Below are 16,347 nucleotides of genomic sequence, written 5' to 3'. Positions count from 1 at the left end.
TCGCTGCCAGGCTAGGCGCAAAGCACAGCCATGCCGGGTGGCATGGCGAGCATTTGTAACGACGCATGGCGGCGATTATCGAGAGATTTATTCAACGAATTTCGAACTCGGGACACTAGGTGCCCAAGTTCGGCTGCGGCGTTTCTCATCCGATGACCGCGTATTGGTGCATGCGTTCGACAAGCACCAGAACAAGATTTTTGCGTTCTTCACATCGAAAAAATCTAAGAACCTGTTCAAAATCTTCTGAGCAATAGAGACAAGAATGCCAGAGGGATGAACTGCAAGCTGGTGTTCAGCTGCCTCTCGAAGTTCTTCCATAGCCGCCTGTTTTTCTCCAGCCAGGCAAAGCTGCGCTCTTCGACCCAACGCTGGGGCATGACCTTGAACATATGCAACTTGCTTCGCTTGGCGATCTGTACAGCTACGTGTCCACCCAGAATGTCTTGCCCCCTGAGCGAACGGTTTACCCACGTAGCCGCTGTCACACAGCAGGGCCTGAACCCCACCCAAAGCAGGCTTGCAGCGCCTGCAAAGCCCCTTTGCGATCCGTCACCTGCGCCGTGTTCACTGACACCGCGTGCGGCAGCCCCTGCGTATCCACGCAATGTGAAGTGTGATGCCTGAAACTTTCTTGCCCGCGTCATAGCCCTTCAAGGCCGCCGCATCCGTGTTCTTCACTCTCTGCGCGTCTACTATCAAGAACCCGCTTGAGGCGCTACGCCCCAGTCTCTCGCGGGCCGCGCCAACCTGATTTTTTTTAAAGCCTGCTCCAGCAGGCTGCCACCTTCTCGTGGCTCACTCCAGATCGCAAAATAAGCATGCACCGTCTGGGGTACTTGGCTCTCATGGGGGCAGGAAGCTTACCGGAAAATTAGCTGGGGCTAGAGATTTTGAACAGGCTCTTATACCGAATCTTGGGAAGGACAGTACATTGGCAATTTATTTGGCGAACATTCCGTGCATAGAAACCAGCCTATGTGCAAGGCTGTTAGGGTCGATACGCATCGTCGACACTGTTGCGGTCCCGGCACAAACGTGCTCGTATATAAGATGAAATGCTGATTGCGCAGACACCATTAGTTCCGCTGCTTGCCCAAGACCGTTGGCGATGGTGTCGCTCTCGAAACTCCCCAAGAGTTCAGAACCTTTGAAAAGCTTAAAAATATACAAATTCAATTCTATTTTTTCAATCATCAAATTGATAATCATGAATTGCTCCCATGCTTGGCAGCCGTTATTTAACTACATCTTGAAAATATCTAGTAGAAATTTTTCAACCGGCTGGCGAGCCGCACGTAAGTTAATCAGGGTGTGCGGAGCGCCCGGGATCAATACTATACTGGAATTTTTGTGATCCTTTAACGCATTCGCGCAATGGCCTAGTGCTTCATTATTTCCCAGCCACTTATTGGACGGAGAGAAAAATGGATCATTGGCACTAATCACGTTTAGTACAGGCTGACCGAGAGGAACTGCAGTGATCGGGGATGTCACAAAGTAATTATTCTCGCAACTCCAAGAAAAAATAATTCTGCCTGCCAACTCACTCCCATCATACCTTGCAACGGCCGTTCCTCCCTCGCTGGTGCCAGCCAAAACTATGCGGCTTTTGTCGACCCATTGTATATTTTTAAGCGCTTGGATAGCAAGCTGAATTTCTGATGCACGCAATGCGTGAATTTTTTCATATACTTCTTTAGAAACTGGCGACTTATAAGTTATTCGGTCTGGCAAGACAAAGGAGTCCGGAGCGATACTGGCAACGCCCAATTTGCTAAGCCAGTGTTGCCACTCCTCAATTGCCTTTAATCCCAAGCCCGACGACCCATGCATAAAAATAACGATTGGGATGTTGCCTTTCACATCCGAGGGGGCATCCCTGAATTTTCCGAAATACTCTTGTCCATTGTTGTAAACCGCTGGTATAGAGACTTGGGAGTTCTGAATTACCTCCTTGGAGGAAGCTGCTGTGTGGGTGTAAGCATTCCCCTTCACTTCTCCGTCTGGTGCCTGCGCGAAAGCGGATGGGAGCAGAGAGGAAAGGACTAGTGCGAGGATCAATTTGAACATGGCTGGGTCTCCTTTGAACTGAACTCTACGCAGCCACTGAAGAATCGTCCAATGCATAGGTGTGCATGATTTATACTTCTTGGTTATGAATCTGACCCAGCGCCAACTCAAGATGTTTGTGACCACAGCCGCGCTAGGTAACATATCGCGCGCTGCAGAGTTGCTCTTTCTCAGTCAACCTGCTTTAAGCCGCGCGCTGCAGGAGTTTGAGAATCAATTGGGGGTAGCATTGTTTGTCCGCAGTACCCGGCGGGTGACGCTAACGCCAGCGGGAGAAAGGTTCCTTCCAGTTGCCAGGCAACTACTTCAAGATCTTGTGGAAGCAACTTTCGTACTTCGCGACGATGCTTCAGGACCTAGAGCAACCGTAAGCGTTGCGGTTGGGGAGGCGTTCGGTTGCACGGTGCTACCTGCGGCATTGAAGTCGTTCAGGCAACAACATCCCCTTGTCAATGTCCGAATTTTGGATGACAACAGTCAAGGAATAACTCGACAAGTCGCTCAAGGCGAGGTCGATTTTGGAATTGGATCGCCTGTAGGATCTACAGCATCTCTAACATGCAGGAAGCTCCTCACTGCTCCAATTGGACTGCTGTCAAGTACTCAATTCCATGAGCTGGGATCGTCACTGGATTTGAGTGAGATCGAGCGCCTGCCGTTGCTCAAGGAAAGTTCGGACACGAGCATCGTTCACGTTCTTAGCGCCGCCGGTTCAGATCTCGTTTCGCAAATGGGGAGGGGGGTGGAAGTCTCCAGCCTGGCATTACAGATTGCCATGGTTCACGAAGGGGTTGGGATCGCGGTTATGTCGGCTTTGGGGGCTTCACATCGCGACGCGGCTGGCCTGTGTTTCACTAGCATCGAACCACGCGTATCGAGGGAAATATTCACCATGCATCGAAAAGAACACACCCTTTCCGTTCCAGCCAAAGAATTGATTGCGGCTATAAAACTCGTTCTTCCGAGCAGCAGGTTGCATCCATGGGTTCTCCTCCAGTGAGGTATACGGCCCCGGTGCTCCTTTGAGAACCGTGCCCTCCGCGTACTTTGTGCAAGCCCGTGAAGTTTGCCTTTGCGCCAAGAAAGAAACGCCACGAGGGACTCCCAGCCCCTGCCGGTGGTGCGCAGGTCGTTTGCCACGGACATGCGGCGTGTGGCCAGAAGCTGGTTGGCGTCGGCCGCAGGCCTGTTGGGGGCGTTGCCATCGGCCGCCGTGGTCACGGCCACGCCTTGTTCACCCAGCGACAGGCGAATACCACCGATAGGCTAGCCGTCGAACAGCATGCGCACGCGCAGCGGCTGGCCGGCGTGGGGCGTGTTGGACGTGAGCGCCAAGTTCTCGAACTGCTGGCCCAGCGGTTAGCTGACGATGGCGCGCCATTGGATGATGGTTGTGGTACTTGGGCAGGTGCATGCCGCTGGTTGCCGGGGTTCTCTATCGTGGGCATGTTGACCATTGCGCCGCCTTCCACCTTGCGGGGCTCGTGTACACCTACCGGTCGATGGAATGAGACATCGATGGTTGTGCACCGTTTGACTCAGCGGACCAGCCTTGGAGGTGATCGATCAGCCACCTTCCGGCCGGTCCAGGGGGCACCGCCGCCAGGTGGAATGCGGATGTGGTGATCTGCATCCCCACTTTGGGCACCTCGTCGACATCAAGGATGACAAGTCGGCCTTCAGCCACATCCTGCTCCACCATGTGCACCGGCATGCCTCCCCAGCCCAGGCCTTGTTTCAAGAAGGCGTGCTTGGTGGACAGGTCGGCCAGACGCCAGGTGGTCGGGGAAAGTACGCCGTAGTCGCGGCCCACCATGAGCTGCGAGCGGTCGGTCAGCACCAACTGGATGTGCTTGCCCAGTTCTTCGCGCGGGATTCGCCCTTTGACAGCGCTCAGGGGGTGCTCGGCAGCAGCCACCATCACCAGCGAGATCTCGCCCAGGCGCTCGCTGACGAGCGAGGGAAACGGCACCGGCAAGGCGCCGAGGATGCCCAGGCTGCAGCGGCCATCCAGCACCGGCTCATAAGCGGCGCCCAGCCCTTCCACGAACAGCCGCAGCGGCGTGATCGGAAACCGTTTCGCGAATTCCTTGGCCGCCCGGCTGATGACGTCCGGCGGAAAGAACACGTCGACGACCACGGACAGCTCGGCCTCCATGCCACCTGTCATGAGCTTGGCCCGCGCCTTGAGCCTGTCCACGCCCGAGACGATGTTGCGGGCATCGGCCAACAGCAGCACGCCCTCGGGCGTGAGCTTCGGGAAGCGGCCGCTGCGGTCGAACAGGGTCACCCCGGTCTGTGCCTCCAGGCCTGCAACCCAGCCGCTCACCGCGGACTGCACGCGGTTGAGCTTGCGCGCCGCTGCGGAAAAGCTGCCTTCATCAGCCGCGGCCACGAACGTGCGCAGCTGGTCCAGGGAAACGCCGTCGAGCATGGGCCACCTCCATCCATCCCAAAAACAGATGGTTCGGTTCTCAATATACCGTCTTCGCAAGATGGTGGTTCGTCCGCACCATACCTATCCAGCCACTCCATCCGGTCGATATGCGGATGAAGCCCCTCCCCCCTTCGCCCCACAAGGCGTTCACCGAAAGGATTTCCCCATGCAATTGCTTCACCTGGATTCCAGCGTTCTCGGCGCGGCCTCCGTCAGCCGCCAGCTTTCCGCCGAAATCGTCGCGCGGCAAAAGGTCTTGCACCCCGGCCTGCAGGTCGTCTACCGCGACCTGGCGGCCGACCCGGCCCTGCACCTCACTGGCACGCACATGTCGGCATGGCAAGGTGCACAGGTTGAGGACGAGGTCATCACCGCCGACCTGGTCAAGGGCAACGCCTACCTGTCGGAGCTCTTCGCGGCGGACATCGTGGTGATCGGGGCGCCGATGTACAACCTGTCCATTCCGACGCCGCTGAAGTCCTGGATCGACCGGATTGCGATCGCCGGCAAGACCTTCCGCTACACGGCCACCGGCCCCGAAGGCCTGCTGGTCGGCAAGAAGGCGTTCATCGCCTCGTCTCGCGGCGGCATCTACACGCCGGGCTCTCAAGGCGCGGCCCTTGAGCACCAGGAGAGCTATCTGCTGGCGTTGCTGGCGTTTCTGGGCATGACAGACACGACCGTGGTGCGCGCCGAAGGGCTCGCCCTGGGCCCCGATGCAAGGCAAGCCGCCGTCGCGCAAGCCCTGCAGGACATCGCCGCCCTCGCGGCCTGAGCATCCATTTACCTTGAAGAGAACCCCATGACCTATTCCATCATCGGTGCCGGCAACGTCGGCGGCGCACTGGCCCATCACTTCAACCGGGTCGCGATTCCCGTAGGCATCGCCAATTCACGTGGTCCGCAATCCCTGGAGGCGCTTCGCAGCCAGTACGTCACGCCCGTGTCCATCGAAGAGGCGCTTGGCGCAGACATCATCATCCTGGCGACGCCTTTCATGGCGCGTGCCGCGGTGGCAGCCGCCTCCGACAAGTGGAAGGGCAAGATCATCATCGACGCCATGAACACCTATGGCGTGCCGGAAAACGAGCTCAGGGGCCTGCCCTCCAGCGTCGTCGTGTCCGAGTCGTTTCCTGGCGCGCATGTCGTCAAGACGTTCAACCAGTTGCCGGCCAAACTGCTGGCGCAGGACCCCGGGCAGGAGAGCGGACGCCGCGTGATGTTTATGGCCGGGGACGAGGCGGCGGCGGTGGATCAGGTGCGCACCCTCGTCGAACGCCTGGGCTTTGCGCCCATCGTGCTCGGCACCCTGAGCGAAGGTGGCGCACTGATTGGTATGGGCGGGCCGCTGATCCTGAAGAACCTGCTGGCGATGCAGTGAGGGCCAAGCGACAACTGCAATTGTGCTTCACCACCAAGCAAGCACCAAGTGGAGTCGGCGCAGTTTCACAGATTTTCGTGACGGCGACCGCAAGGGCCAGGAGACCTGTTGATGCCCGGGGAGCCGAGTGAAAAAGCTACCGTCAATCCGTTGCGCTACCCGGCGATAGTCCCCGACAACTGCCGCGACGTGATTTCGTTGAGGTCAACACGTTACGGCAGTTTTTTCGATGGCTGGCGATAGGCTCCTCAGGACCTGATCTCACCCCCACTCTATGGTTTCCGACGACCACAAACCCGCATGAATGCTTGCTTTGCAGGTCGGGACATCGTACTTCATCGTCACTTCTAGCCGAGTGCTTTTGCGGGCCATCGATCACAACCGGGTCGGCGGCCACAGGCGAGCGGTATGCACCAAAGTCAAGATCCAGACGGTATCCGCCCGCACCTCATAGACCAGCCTATAGCTCTCGTGTGGGATCAACTCTCGGGTGCCGGGGATCTGTCCGGCCCGTCCCAACAGGGGATGCTCGGCCAGTCGTCCGACTGCGGCCGAGAAAAGCTCATCCATGCGGATGGCGGCGAGCGGGTTGTCCTGAGCGATGAAGTCGACGATGTCGGCGCGGTCTTTCTCGGCGGACAAGGTCCACAGGACCCTCACGCGTCAGCGCCACCCACTTTGGCCCGCAGTGCAGAGCGGCGAGCAGCAAAGCGGGCCTCGACATCGGCATCACTGGCGTACTGACCAGACGCGATCTGCGCACGCGCCGTGTCGACCTTGGCGCGCAGGAAGGCGTCGTACTCACGGGTCTGCCGCTGGCGCTCGATGAATTCGCGCATCAGTTCGCGCACCACCTGCGACGCAGGGCGGTGGCTCGCCTCAGCCTCGGCCATGAAGGCGTCGCGCAGCTCCGGCTCCAGCTTCATGGTGAACATGGCTTCTTTGGACATGACCGGCTCCGGAAACGTTGATATCAACGAAGTATATACAACGTCAATACTTCTTGCCACGCTGCGTCGCCGATAGTGGTCTGCCCACTCACTCCCATTCAAACGCACCTGAATCTGCATCAGCGCATCAAAGCAAGCTTTCGTTAGGCACGGTGCCGGCCTCAATCCGATATCCCATCGCTCGGTAGCCGCGCTGACGCTTGTCCCACATACGCAGCAAAGCCGGGTGGCCGGCGTCCACAAAGTCGATGATCTTCACGTCGGTCTTGCTGGCGTGCTCCCGATGCAGGCGACCGGCGTACTGCTGCAGCGTGCCTTTCCAGGACACCGGCATGGCGAGAACCAGCGTGTCCAGCGGCGGGTGGTCGAAGCCCTCCCCAACCAACTTGCCAGTCGCCAGGAGGACGCGCGCCGCGTCGGGCGCCAGTGCCTCAAGGCCTGCCACCAGCGCCGCACGCTGCGTTCTGGACATCCGGCCATGCAATACGAAAAGTGCCGACCCAAGGCCGCCGAGGGCTGCCTCGATTGCACCGAGGTGTTCCGTGCGCTCTGTCAGGACCAACATCTTGCGACCCTGCGCAAAGGCTTCGCGCACCTCGGAGGCAATGGCCTCGGTCCTGGCCTGATCGTTGGCAAGATGCCGAAAGACTTCCTGGATGCCGGCGTCCTGCGGCAGATCGATCCGGACATGGCGGAACCGCGGCACAGCCTCTAGGTCGTGCGGCGCTCCGGCAGGCGTAGCCGCCGTATGGCGGATCGGCCCGCATTGCATGAAGATGATCGGCTGCTGGCCATCGCGTCGGATCGGAGTCGCCGTCAGGCCCAGCACATATTTGGCCTTGGTCCGCTTGAGGATGGCGTCGAAGGAGACTGCACCGACATGGTGGCACTCGTCGACGATCACCTGGCCATAGTCCTCGACCAGCGGCACCACCTCCCCCTGGCGGGACAGGGACTGCATCACGGCAATGTCGATCCTGCCGGTCGGCTTGGCCTTGCCGCCGCCGATGTTGCCGACCACGCTCTTGCCGACGCCGAGAAAGGCCTGTAGCCGCTCCTGCCACTGCTTCGCCAGCTCGGTGCGATGCACCAGCACCAGGGTGTTGACACCCCGGAGCGCCATCATCGCGGCGGCGGTGGCCGTCTTGCCAAAGGCTGTTGGGGCGCAAAGTACACCGGCCTCGAAGGGCATCATCGCGGCGACGGCGGCCTCCTGATCTGGGCGCAGATTGCCGACAAACGACACATCCAACGGCTGGCCACTGAAGCGCTCGTCTCGCAGGTCGTAGGCAATGTCGTTCTCGCGCAGCAGCGACAGGGCGGCAACCAAACACCCGCGGGGCAACGCGATGTGCTGCGGGAAGTTCTCGGCGCAGCCGATGACACGCGGCTTGTCCCACACCGACATCCGCATCGCCTGCGCCTTATAGAATTCAGGGTTCTGGAACGCCGCCAAGCGGATCAGGCGATTGGCCAGGGGCTGAGAAAGCTGCACCTTCTCGAAGTAGATCAGGTTGGCCAGGGTCAGCGTCAGCGAGCGGGGCATTGACCCCGTCAGCTTCTTCGACGCGATGCTCTGGCGTGTCCACGGCGTAGCCAAGTCCTCGTCATCAATGAAGGTGACGTCCAGCGGGTGGACGCCACCCGTGGCACGCAGGATGGTCGGCTCGATATCGTGCGCGTCCATGGACTGGATCGAGGCCAGGAACGCCCACTGGTCCGGGTAGGGACGCAGCTCGGCGTCGACAAAGACGCTGAAGCCTTTGTCCCTCGGACCCTTCTGCAGTGGCAGCGCGATCAAGTTGCCAAACCCGCCCTTGGGCATCGTGTCTTGGTTCGGGAACAGCCGGTCGTAGGACGTGAGCCGGAGCTGCCGCGTGCGCGCGCAGGTGTGGCTGATGATGGCCGTGCCCAGACGGCGGGCATCACGCGCCGACACGCGGCCGACAAAAAAAACCCAGGCATGGGCGCCCTGACCGGATCGCGAAACCTCCAGCGCTGCCGATACGCCCAGCTCCGAGCAAGACAACATGAACGCCTGCGCATCGTCCCGCCATTCGGCCTCGTCGAAGTCGACGGCCAGGAAATGGCAGCTATCGTCCTCCAACAGCGGATACACCCCCACCGTGTGCCCGCCAGCCAAGTGGTTGTAGATCACTGTGTCCGACAGCGGGACGAGCAGACGATTGCCGCAGTCTCCGCACTTGATGCGCGGCTTCTCGCACACGCCGGGACGCCACTCATTCGCGCAGGCCGGCGCGTAGCCCGACTTGCCCGTGGTCTTGCTTTCCCATCGAACGGGGAACACATCGGTACGGCCGCGGAAGAGCCGTCGGAAGATGGCGACCTTCTCGCGGGTGGACAGTCTCGATGGCTCGACGGGCTGTGGGGACGTCTGCTGCTGCGCCCGCCATTCGATGCCGTGCGATTCGAGCAGCGCGATCAGCCGATCGTGCTCCGCGCGCAGCGTGGTGAGTTCATCGCGGTCCGCCATCGAACCCATGCTCGGCCAGCAGGTCGTCCATGTCGTCACCAACGCCGTAGCCCAAGTTGTGGCCGAGGCGTCGAACAGCATCGAGGCGACCCAACAATGCGGCCCTGGGCCCCTCGGGCAAGGCGTCCATGGCTTTCAACGCCTGCTCGAACATCCGCACCAGAGCGTCGAAGTAGCCCTCGTCCTGCAAGCCAACGTCGCTGCTGAATCCCACTGCGCGCTCGCAGAAGAACACCATCAGTTCTGCCAGGCCCTCCGGCTGGCCGATGGCCTTCTTGTAGTCCACGATGGGCTTCTTGGCCTTGGCAACCGATGTGTCCTGGTTCTTGAACACGTCGGGCCAGAGCCAGCGGTCGATGGTTAACTTGTACGGCTTCAGCACATCGTCGCCGAGCCCGAAGCGAGCATGCAGGAATGCCTGGTTGCCCTTGCTTGAAGCGTAGAGGTCCTGCACAAGACCGATCAAGCCTGGGCTGTCGAAGTCAGCGAGCTTGTTCTTGACGTCGCTCCAACTCGGCGCTTTCGTTGTGACCATGCTTCGATCTAATTCATTGATTGATAGAGAAATTATCCGAATCCCTCACTCCCACTCAATCGTCGCCGGCGGCTTGCTGCTCACGTCGTACGTCACGCGGTTGATGCCCCGCACCTCGTTGATGATGCGCCCCGACACCTTCTTGAGCAGCGCGTACGGCAGCTCAGCCCAGTCGGCGGTCATGAAGTCGCTGGTTTGCACGGCGCGCAGGGCGACCACGTAGTCGTACGTGCGGCCATCGCCCATCACGCCAACGCTCTTGACCGGCAGGAAGACCGTGAAGGCCTGGCTGGTGAGGTCGTACCAGGTCTTGCCGGTGGCTTCGTCGACGTGGTTGCGCAGCTCTTCGATGAAGATCGCGTCGGCGCGGCGCAGCAGGTCGGCGTATTCTTTTTTCACCTCGCCGAGGATGCGCACGCCCAGGCCGGGGCCGGGGAAGGGGTGGCGGTAGACCATTTCGGGCGGCAGGCCCAGGGCCACGCCGAGTTCGCGCACTTCGTCCTTGAACAGGTCGCGCAGGGGCTCCAGCAGCTTGAGGCCCAGTTGCTCGGGCAGGCCGCCCACGTTGTGGTGGCTCTTGATGGTGACGGCCTTCTTGCTCTTGGCGCCGCCGGATTCGATCACGTCGGGGTAGATGGTGCCCTGGGCCAGGAAGGTGGCGCCCTTGTGTCCACCGCCTGCGGCCTTGAGCTTGGCGGCCTCGGCCTTGAACACGTCGACGAACAGGCCGCCGATGATCTTGCGCTTTTGCTCAGGCTCGCTCACGCCGGCCAGCTTGCCGAGGAAGAGGTCGCTGGCGTCCACGCGGATGACCTTGGCGTGCAGCTTGCCGACGAACATGTCCATGACCATGTCGCCTTCGTTCAGGCGCAGCAGGCCGTGGTCGACGAACACGCAGGTGAGCTGGTCGCCGATGGCGCGGTGGATCAGGGCTGCGGCCACGGACGAATCGACGCCGCCCGACAGGCCCAGGATGACTTCTTCATCGCCCACCTGGGCGCGGATCTGCTCCACGGCTTCGGCGATGTGGTCGCGCATGACCCAGTCGGGGCGGGTGCCGCAGATACCGAGCACGAAGCGCTCGAGCAGCGCCCTGCCCTGCACGGTGTGCGTGACTTCGGGGTGGAACTGCACGGCATAGAAGCGGCGCTCTTCGTCGGCCATGCCGGCGATGGGGCAGCTGTCGGTGCTGGCCATGAGCTTGAAGCCCGGGGGCAGCTCGGTGACCTTGTCGCCATGGCTCATCCAGACGTTGAGCATGCCGTGGCCTTCGGGGGTGGTGAAGTCGGCAATGTCCTTGAGCAGCGCGGTGTGGCCGCGGGCGCGCACGGCCGCAAAGCCGAACTCGCGCTTGTGGCCGCCCTCGACCTTGCCGCCCAGTTGGTGGGCCATGGTCTGCATGCCGTAGCAGATGCCCAGCACGGGCAGGCCGAGCGTGAACACGGCCTCGGGCGCCTTGTCGGTGGTGTCTTCGTACACGCTGGCGTGGCTGCCAGAGAGGATGATGCCCTTGAGCGAACCGTCCTTGGCGTAGTCGCGCACCCACTCATCCGTCACGTCGCAGGGGTGCACTTCGCAGTACACGTTGGCTTCGCGCACGCGGCGGGCGATGAGCTGGGTGACTTGCGAGCCGAAATCGAGGATGAGGATTTTCTGGTGTTGCATGGCGGTGGGTGGTCGAGGGTGAATAGGGTTAGAGGCTGGGAATGTTTTGAGCGTGCCCGAAAGGTGCGCCACAACGCCCCGGATCTAGGCGCAAAGCGCAGCCATAGCTCGGGCTATGGCGAGCATTTGCAACGACGAGCCGGGGCGTTTTGGCGTGCAAGGCGGGCATGTGCAAAATATTCTCAGCCTCTTAGAGGCTGGAAAGGTCGAGAAGCGGTACGCCGCTGCGCTTTGCGGCGGCTGCCTGGGCGGCATCGAAGGTGGCCAGGGGCAGGCGCAGCGAGCGGGCCAGCCACAGGTAGGCGGCGTCGAAGGTGGGCAGGCCGGTGTCCAGGGCCACGTCCATCACGGCCTTGTGCTGGGCGGGGGCCAGGTCGTGCAGTTCCACGCGGTGGCGTATGGCTTCGAGCACGCCCCACAGGCCTTCGACCGATGCGGGCGGTATGCGGCCGCTGTGAACGCCGGTGCTGATGAGGTTGCTGCACTCCCACTGCCAGAGGTTGGGTGCCTGGGGCTCGACCTCGTCGCGGCGGATCAGGGTGTACAGGCGGCGGGTGTGCTCGCTGGCCGCATCGGGCAGCAGCCAGGCGGCGGTGACGGAGGCGTCGAGGACGAAGGCGGTCATGCGGTGGCCCTGCCCTTGCGGCGCAATGCATCGGGTGCGGCGGCCTCGGCCACGGGACGGATGCTGGCGTGCAGGGCGTCGATCTGGCCCAGCTCGCGGGCGATCTGCTCGTCGGTGATGACGGGGCGGCGGCGCACGGGCAGCATGCGCACCACCTCTTTGCCGTGGCGGGTGATGCGCACCTCTTCACCCTGCTCGACCAGCTCGATCAGGGCAGAGAACCTGCTCTTGGCTTCATAGATGCCGACGGACTGCATGGATGCGCGGACCCCCAAAAAGAAAAAGTCTGGCCTGAATAGTAAATTCAGACCAGACTATATCATTCTGACCAGATATTTTCAATCAGGCCAGATTGCTGCGATGGCGATCAGTCGGCGCGGTAGTTCGGCGCTTCTTTCGTAATCTGCACGTCGTGCACGTGGCTTTCGCGGATCCCGGCGGTGGTGATCTCAACGAACTCGGCCTTGTTGTTCATGTCGTCGATGGTGGCGCAACCGCAGTAGCCCATGGAGGCGCGCACGCCGCCGGCCATCTGGAACACGATGGAGACCATGGAGCCCTTGTAGGGCACGCGGCCTTCGATGCCTTCGGGCACGAGTTTGTCGGCGTTGGGGTTGCCGGTGCTCGACTCCTGGAAGTAGCGGTCGGCGCTGCCCTGCTGCATGGCGCCGATGCTGCCCATGCCGCGGTAGCTCTTGTAGCTGCGGCCCTGGAACAGGATGACTTCGCCCGGGGCTTCTTCGGTGCCCGCGAACATGCCGCCCATCATCACCGTGCTGGCGCCAGCGGCCAGGGCCTTGGCGATGTCGCCGCTGTAGCGGATGCCGCCGTCAGCGATGAGGGGCACGCCGGTGCCCTTGAGGGCCGTGGCCACGCTGTCGATGGCCATGATCTGGGGCACGCCCACACCTGCCACGATGCGGGTGGTGCAGATGGAGCCGGGGCCGATGCCGACCTTGACGGCGTCGGCACCTGCCTCCACCAGGGCCAGCGCAGCGGCGCCGGTGGCGATGTTGCCGCCGATGACGTCCACGTGCGGGTAGTTCTGCTTGACCCAGCGCACGCGCTCGATCACGCCCTTGCTGTGGCCGTGGGCGGTGTCCACCACGATGGCGTCGACACCGGCCTTGACCAGGGCTTCGACGCGTTCTTCGGTGCCCTCGCCCACACCGACGGCAGCGCCCACGCGCAGGCGGCCTGCGGCGTCGCGTGCGGCGTTGGGGAAGCTGGTCTGCTTGGTGATGTCTTTGACGGTGATCACGCCCTTGAGCTCAAAGGCGTCGTTCACGACCAGGATGCGCTCGAGCTTGTGCTTGTTGAGCAGCGCTTTGGCTTCGGCCGGCGTGGTGCCGTCCTTCTCATTGACGGTGACCAGCTTTTCGCGCGGGGTCATGATCTGGTGGACCTTGACGTCGTAGCGGGTTTCGAAGCGCAGGTCGCGGCCGGTGACGATACCGACCACCTTGCCGCCGTCGCACACGGGGAAGCCCGAGATGCCCAGCTGTTCGGACAGCTGCAGCACCTGCAGCACGGTGTGCTCGGGGGTGATGACCACAGGGTCGCGCAGCACGCCGGACTCATAGCGCTTGACCTTGGCCACGTGGGCGGCCTGCTCTTGCGGCGTGAGGTTCTTGTGCACGATGCCGATGCCGCCCTCCTGGGCGATGGCGATGGCCAGGCGTGCCTCGGTCACGGTGTCCATGGCGGCGGACACGAGCGGCAGGTTCAGCTGGATGTTACGGGAGAGTTTCGTCGCGAGGGACGTGTCCTTGGGCAGGACCTGGGAGTACGCTGGCACCAGCAACACATCGTCGAAGGTGAGCGCTTTTCCAAGAAGGCGCATGAGAAGGCTCCAAAAGACGGATTGTACCCGTGTCCGTGCGGCGCTGCAGCACGCGCCCCGCCTGCCCGTGCAGCAGGGCAGCCCGCCCACCCGTACGCCTGCACTGGCGGCAGACTTGTTGCACGGCTAAACTTGCCTGCATGAAATTGCACAAGATTGTTTTGCTGGCCGTTGCCTGCACCTGGGCCCTGGGTGCCGCCGCCCAATGGCAGTGGATCGACAAGGACGGCCGCAAGGTCTTCAGCGACCGGCCGCCGCCGCAGGACATTCCGGAAAAGAACATGCTCAAGCAGCCGGGCTTTGGTGGCCCGCGCGTGACCACGCCAGCCGCCCCCGCCGCCGCCGCGCCCGCAGCAGCCACCCCGGCACCGGCCGGCGCAACGGCTGCAGCCGCCCCTGGCGCGGCAGCGGCCCCCGCAGCAGCGGCCAGCGCCGCCACTGGCAAGGACAAGGAGTTGGAGAAGCGCAAGGCCGAGGCAGAGGCTGCCGAAGCCGCCAAGAAGAAGGCCGAAGACGAGAAAGTGGCCAAGGCCAAGGCAGAGAACTGCACGCAGGCGCGCAACGCCAAGGCGATGTTCGAAACCGGCGCACCGGTGCGGCAGACCAATGCCCAGGGCGAGCGGATATTCATGGAGCAGGCGCAGCGCGATGCTGAGGTCAAGCGCATCAATGCGATCATCGCGTCCGACTGCAAACGCTGAAAGCGGGCATTCGTGGCAAAAAAACGGCGCCCTGGGCGCCGTTTTTGTTTCATTTAGTATCCTGATTTGCCGCCTGGCCGCTGTCGCGCAAACAGGCCTGTGGCCCGCGCGCCCTGGCGCGCAAAGCGCTCGCGCCGCGCCACCTTGGGGTCCACCTTGAGGCCGCGGGTCAGCTCCACCCGGTCCTGGTCCTTCAGCACGGTCGTATCGGGCACGGCGCGACCCCAGATGCCGCAGACCATGCCCTCGCGCTGCGCCGCCAGGGGCCCCGCAGCCTGCAGGGCGTCGGCCAGGGTGCTGCCGGGGGGCAGTTGCACCGTGCATTCGCTTATCTGGCGTGGCGCCAGCGAAAGCACCACGGTGATCTGCATCAGTGCAGGTGTGGGCGCGGGCGCCGCCGGGGCCTGCGCCTTGCCGGCCCCTTCATCAGCCATACACCTGCTCCGCGCGCTTGACGAAGGCATCGACCATGCTGCCCGCAATGCGGTCGAACACGGGGCCGACCAAGGCGGCCAGGGCGGCATTGTCGAAACCATAGTTCAGGCTGAGTTCGACCTTGCAGGCGCGCTGGCTGCCGTCGCCCACGGGGTGAAAGAGCCAGTCACCATCGAGCTTGGAGAACGGGCCCTTGAGCAGGCGCATCTGTACGCGGCGGCCCGCCTCGTGCGTGTTGCGCGTGACAAAGCTCTTGTGCAGGCCGCTGAAGGCGATGCCCACCTCGGCCGTCATGCCCTCCTCGGACTGCTCCAGCACGGTGGCGCTGTCGCACCAAGGCAGGAACTCGGGGTACTTCTCCACCCCGGTGACCAGGGCGAACATTTCTTCGGGGCTGTACCAGATGAGGACGGACTTGTTGACGGTTTTCATGCAGGGGAAGGGCTTGGGCCGGGATCTTCGCCGTGCGCATGGGCACGGGCCAGGGAAGACCAAGGACACGCCCTAAAATGACAGGTGCGAGACACAAGCATTGTAGGGAGGCCTTTTATCTCCTCGTTTGCGCCTCAATTAATAACCCATGGCCAAGAAACCCGATCCAACGTCCCGCATTGCCGATAACAAGAAGGCGGCCTACAACTATTTCTTCGAAGAACGCCATGAGGCAGGCATGGTCCTGTACGGCTGGGAAGTGAAGGCGCTGCGCGAAGGCAAGGTGCAGCTGACCGATGGCTACGTGATCATCCGCGAGGGTGAGCTGTTCCTGCTCGGTTGCCAGATCAACCCGCTCAAGACGGCGTCGACCCACGTCAACCCCGATGCCATACGCACCAAGAAGCTGCTGCTCAAGAAGAACGACATCGAGCACCTGATCATCAAGGTGGAGCAAAAGGGCTACACGCTGGTGCCGCTGAACCTGCACTGGAAGAACGGCTACGTGAAGTGCGAGATCGCCCTGGCCAAGGGCAAGGCTGAGCACGACAAGCGCGACACCATCAAGGACCGCGAAGGCAAGCGCGAAGTGGAGCGTGCCATGAAAAGCCGGAACAGGTAGAGGTAGCCGCAGTTCGGCAGGACAGCCCTTGCACAGGACACTGGCGTGGGTCGTGCCAGTGTCCTGGACAGTGACGAGCTCGCAACGCTCGCTTTTTTTCATGCGCTGTGGAATAAACCAAGGTGCCTTTGTGTTGATGGAGGTGCTGGGCGCC

The 16,347-nt window shown here is 62.0% G+C and carries 19 protein-coding genes and 1 pseudogene; 6 read left to right on the top strand and 14 right to left on the bottom strand.

The features are described 5' to 3' along the window. The coding region (locus AC07X5_RS24615) for a hypothetical protein (protein ID WP_494772253.1) at positions 1 to 250 on the top strand (250 nt) is incomplete at its 5' end. On the opposite strand, the pseudogene AC07X5_RS24610 reads toward AC07X5_RS24615, so the two are convergent. From AC07X5_RS24610 to AC07X5_RS24600, 3 genes and pseudogenes are all read right to left on the bottom strand, one after another. Beyond that, positions 237 to 833, bottom strand: a pseudogene (locus AC07X5_RS24610) (IS5 family transposase); the annotation flags it as partial. The gene AC07X5_RS24615 and the pseudogene AC07X5_RS24610 overlap by 14 nt on opposite strands. 109 nt (positions 834 to 942) lie before the next feature. After that, complete coding sequence (locus AC07X5_RS24605) at positions 943 to 1,212, bottom strand: hypothetical protein (RefSeq protein WP_494772252.1); 270 nt, start codon at positions 1,210 to 1,212, stop codon at positions 943 to 945. Positions 1,213 to 1,245: 33 nt separating this feature from the next. Next, positions 1,246 to 2,073 (bottom strand): dienelactone hydrolase family protein, encoded by an 828-nt coding sequence (locus AC07X5_RS24600; RefSeq protein WP_494772251.1) that lies wholly within the window; start codon positions 2,071 to 2,073, stop codon positions 1,246 to 1,248. An 85-nt stretch (positions 2,074 to 2,158) separates the two neighbouring features. Here AC07X5_RS24600 and AC07X5_RS24595 point away from each other — a divergent pair, with 85 nt between their 5' ends. Then, positions 2,159 to 3,073, top strand: coding sequence for a LysR family transcriptional regulator (locus AC07X5_RS24595; RefSeq protein ID WP_494772250.1), 915 nt, complete (start codon positions 2,159 to 2,161; stop codon positions 3,071 to 3,073). Between the two features lie 492 nt (positions 3,074 to 3,565). On the opposite strand, the gene AC07X5_RS24590 is transcribed toward AC07X5_RS24595, so the two are convergent. Further along, positions 3,566 to 4,507 carry a LysR family transcriptional regulator gene (locus tag AC07X5_RS24590; RefSeq protein WP_494772249.1) on the bottom strand — a complete coding sequence of 314 codons (942 nt, stop codon included), beginning with the start codon at positions 4,505 to 4,507 and terminating at the stop codon, positions 3,566 to 3,568. Positions 4,508 to 4,676: 169 nt separating this feature from the next. Here AC07X5_RS24590 and AC07X5_RS24585 point away from each other — a divergent pair, with 169 nt between their 5' ends. Beyond that, complete coding sequence (locus tag AC07X5_RS24585; RefSeq protein ID WP_494772248.1) at positions 4,677 to 5,285, top strand: FMN-dependent NADH-azoreductase; 609 nt, start codon at positions 4,677 to 4,679, stop codon at positions 5,283 to 5,285. A 27-nt stretch (positions 5,286 to 5,312) separates the two neighbouring features. After that, a complete protein-coding gene (locus AC07X5_RS24580) occupies positions 5,313 to 5,891 on the top strand; it encodes an NADPH-dependent F420 reductase (protein WP_494772247.1) in 579 nt (192 codons plus the stop codon). A gap of 375 nt (positions 5,892 to 6,266) precedes the next feature. Here the strand turns inward: AC07X5_RS24580 and AC07X5_RS24575 are convergent, their stop codons facing one another. The 8 genes from AC07X5_RS24575 to guaB all read right to left on the bottom strand — a co-directional run bounded on the left by AC07X5_RS24575 (position 6,267) and on the right by guaB (position 14,003). Then, the gene (locus AC07X5_RS24575) at positions 6,267 to 6,533 is read right to left on the bottom strand and encodes a type II toxin-antitoxin system RelE/ParE family toxin (RefSeq protein WP_494772246.1); all 267 of its coding nucleotides are present in this window, start codon (positions 6,531 to 6,533) and stop codon (positions 6,267 to 6,269) included. A 14-nt stretch (positions 6,534 to 6,547) separates the two neighbouring features. Then, positions 6,548 to 6,841 carry an antitoxin of toxin-antitoxin stability system gene (locus AC07X5_RS24570; protein ID WP_494772245.1) on the bottom strand — a complete coding sequence of 98 codons (294 nt, stop codon included), beginning with the start codon at positions 6,839 to 6,841 and terminating at the stop codon, positions 6,548 to 6,550. 127 nt (positions 6,842 to 6,968) lie between these two features. After that, on the bottom strand, positions 6,969 to 9,416 hold the full coding sequence (locus tag AC07X5_RS24565) for a TOTE conflict system archaeo-eukaryotic primase domain-containing protein (protein ID WP_494772244.1): 2,448 nt from the start codon (positions 9,414 to 9,416) through the stop codon (positions 6,969 to 6,971). Further along, complete coding sequence (locus tag AC07X5_RS24560; RefSeq protein ID WP_494772243.1) at positions 9,319 to 9,870, bottom strand: hypothetical protein; 552 nt, start codon at positions 9,868 to 9,870, stop codon at positions 9,319 to 9,321. The genes AC07X5_RS24565 and AC07X5_RS24560 overlap by 98 nt, the downstream gene beginning before the upstream one ends. Positions 9,871 to 9,915: 45 nt before the next feature. Continuing rightward, on the bottom strand, positions 9,916 to 11,535 hold the full coding sequence (guaA, locus tag AC07X5_RS24555; RefSeq protein ID WP_494772242.1) for a glutamine-hydrolyzing GMP synthase: 1,620 nt from the start codon (positions 11,533 to 11,535) through the stop codon (positions 9,916 to 9,918). Between the two features lie 190 nt (positions 11,536 to 11,725). Continuing rightward, on the bottom strand, positions 11,726 to 12,160 hold the full coding sequence (locus AC07X5_RS24550; RefSeq protein ID WP_409956003.1) for a type II toxin-antitoxin system VapC family toxin: 435 nt from the start codon (positions 12,158 to 12,160) through the stop codon (positions 11,726 to 11,728). Next, positions 12,157 to 12,417, bottom strand: coding sequence for a type II toxin-antitoxin system Phd/YefM family antitoxin (locus AC07X5_RS24545; protein ID WP_409956004.1), 261 nt, complete (start codon positions 12,415 to 12,417; stop codon positions 12,157 to 12,159). The genes AC07X5_RS24550 and AC07X5_RS24545 overlap by 4 nt, the downstream gene beginning before the upstream one ends. Positions 12,418 to 12,527: 110 nt before the next feature. Beyond that, positions 12,528 to 14,003 (bottom strand): IMP dehydrogenase, encoded by a 1,476-nt coding sequence (gene guaB / locus AC07X5_RS24540; protein ID WP_494772241.1) that lies wholly within the window; start codon positions 14,001 to 14,003, stop codon positions 12,528 to 12,530. Between the two features lie 140 nt (positions 14,004 to 14,143). On the opposite strand from guaB, the gene AC07X5_RS24535 reads away from it, so the two are divergent. Then, positions 14,144 to 14,704 carry a DUF4124 domain-containing protein gene (locus AC07X5_RS24535; RefSeq protein ID WP_494772240.1) on the top strand — a complete coding sequence of 187 codons (561 nt, stop codon included), beginning with the start codon at positions 14,144 to 14,146 and terminating at the stop codon, positions 14,702 to 14,704. A 53-nt stretch (positions 14,705 to 14,757) separates the two neighbouring features. Here the strand turns inward: AC07X5_RS24535 and AC07X5_RS24530 are convergent, their stop codons facing one another. Both AC07X5_RS24530 and AC07X5_RS24525 read right to left on the bottom strand, forming a co-directional pair. Further along, positions 14,758 to 15,138 (bottom strand): RnfH family protein, encoded by a 381-nt coding sequence (locus AC07X5_RS24530; protein ID WP_494772239.1) that lies wholly within the window; start codon positions 15,136 to 15,138, stop codon positions 14,758 to 14,760. After that, positions 15,131 to 15,571 carry a type II toxin-antitoxin system RatA family toxin gene (locus AC07X5_RS24525; RefSeq protein ID WP_494772238.1) on the bottom strand — a complete coding sequence of 147 codons (441 nt, stop codon included), beginning with the start codon at positions 15,569 to 15,571 and terminating at the stop codon, positions 15,131 to 15,133. The genes AC07X5_RS24530 and AC07X5_RS24525 overlap by 8 nt, the downstream gene beginning before the upstream one ends. Positions 15,572 to 15,719: 148 nt before the next feature. Here AC07X5_RS24525 and smpB point away from each other — a divergent pair, with 148 nt between their 5' ends. Continuing rightward, positions 15,720 to 16,193, top strand: coding sequence for an SsrA-binding protein SmpB (gene smpB / locus AC07X5_RS24520; RefSeq protein ID WP_409956009.1), 474 nt, complete (start codon positions 15,720 to 15,722; stop codon positions 16,191 to 16,193). Positions 16,194 to 16,347: the final 154 nt, after the last annotated feature.

Source organism: Acidovorax sp. GW458-11-26-14-TSB4, assembly GCF_059423865.1.
This window is presented reverse-complemented; position numbering and strand designations above follow the sequence as displayed.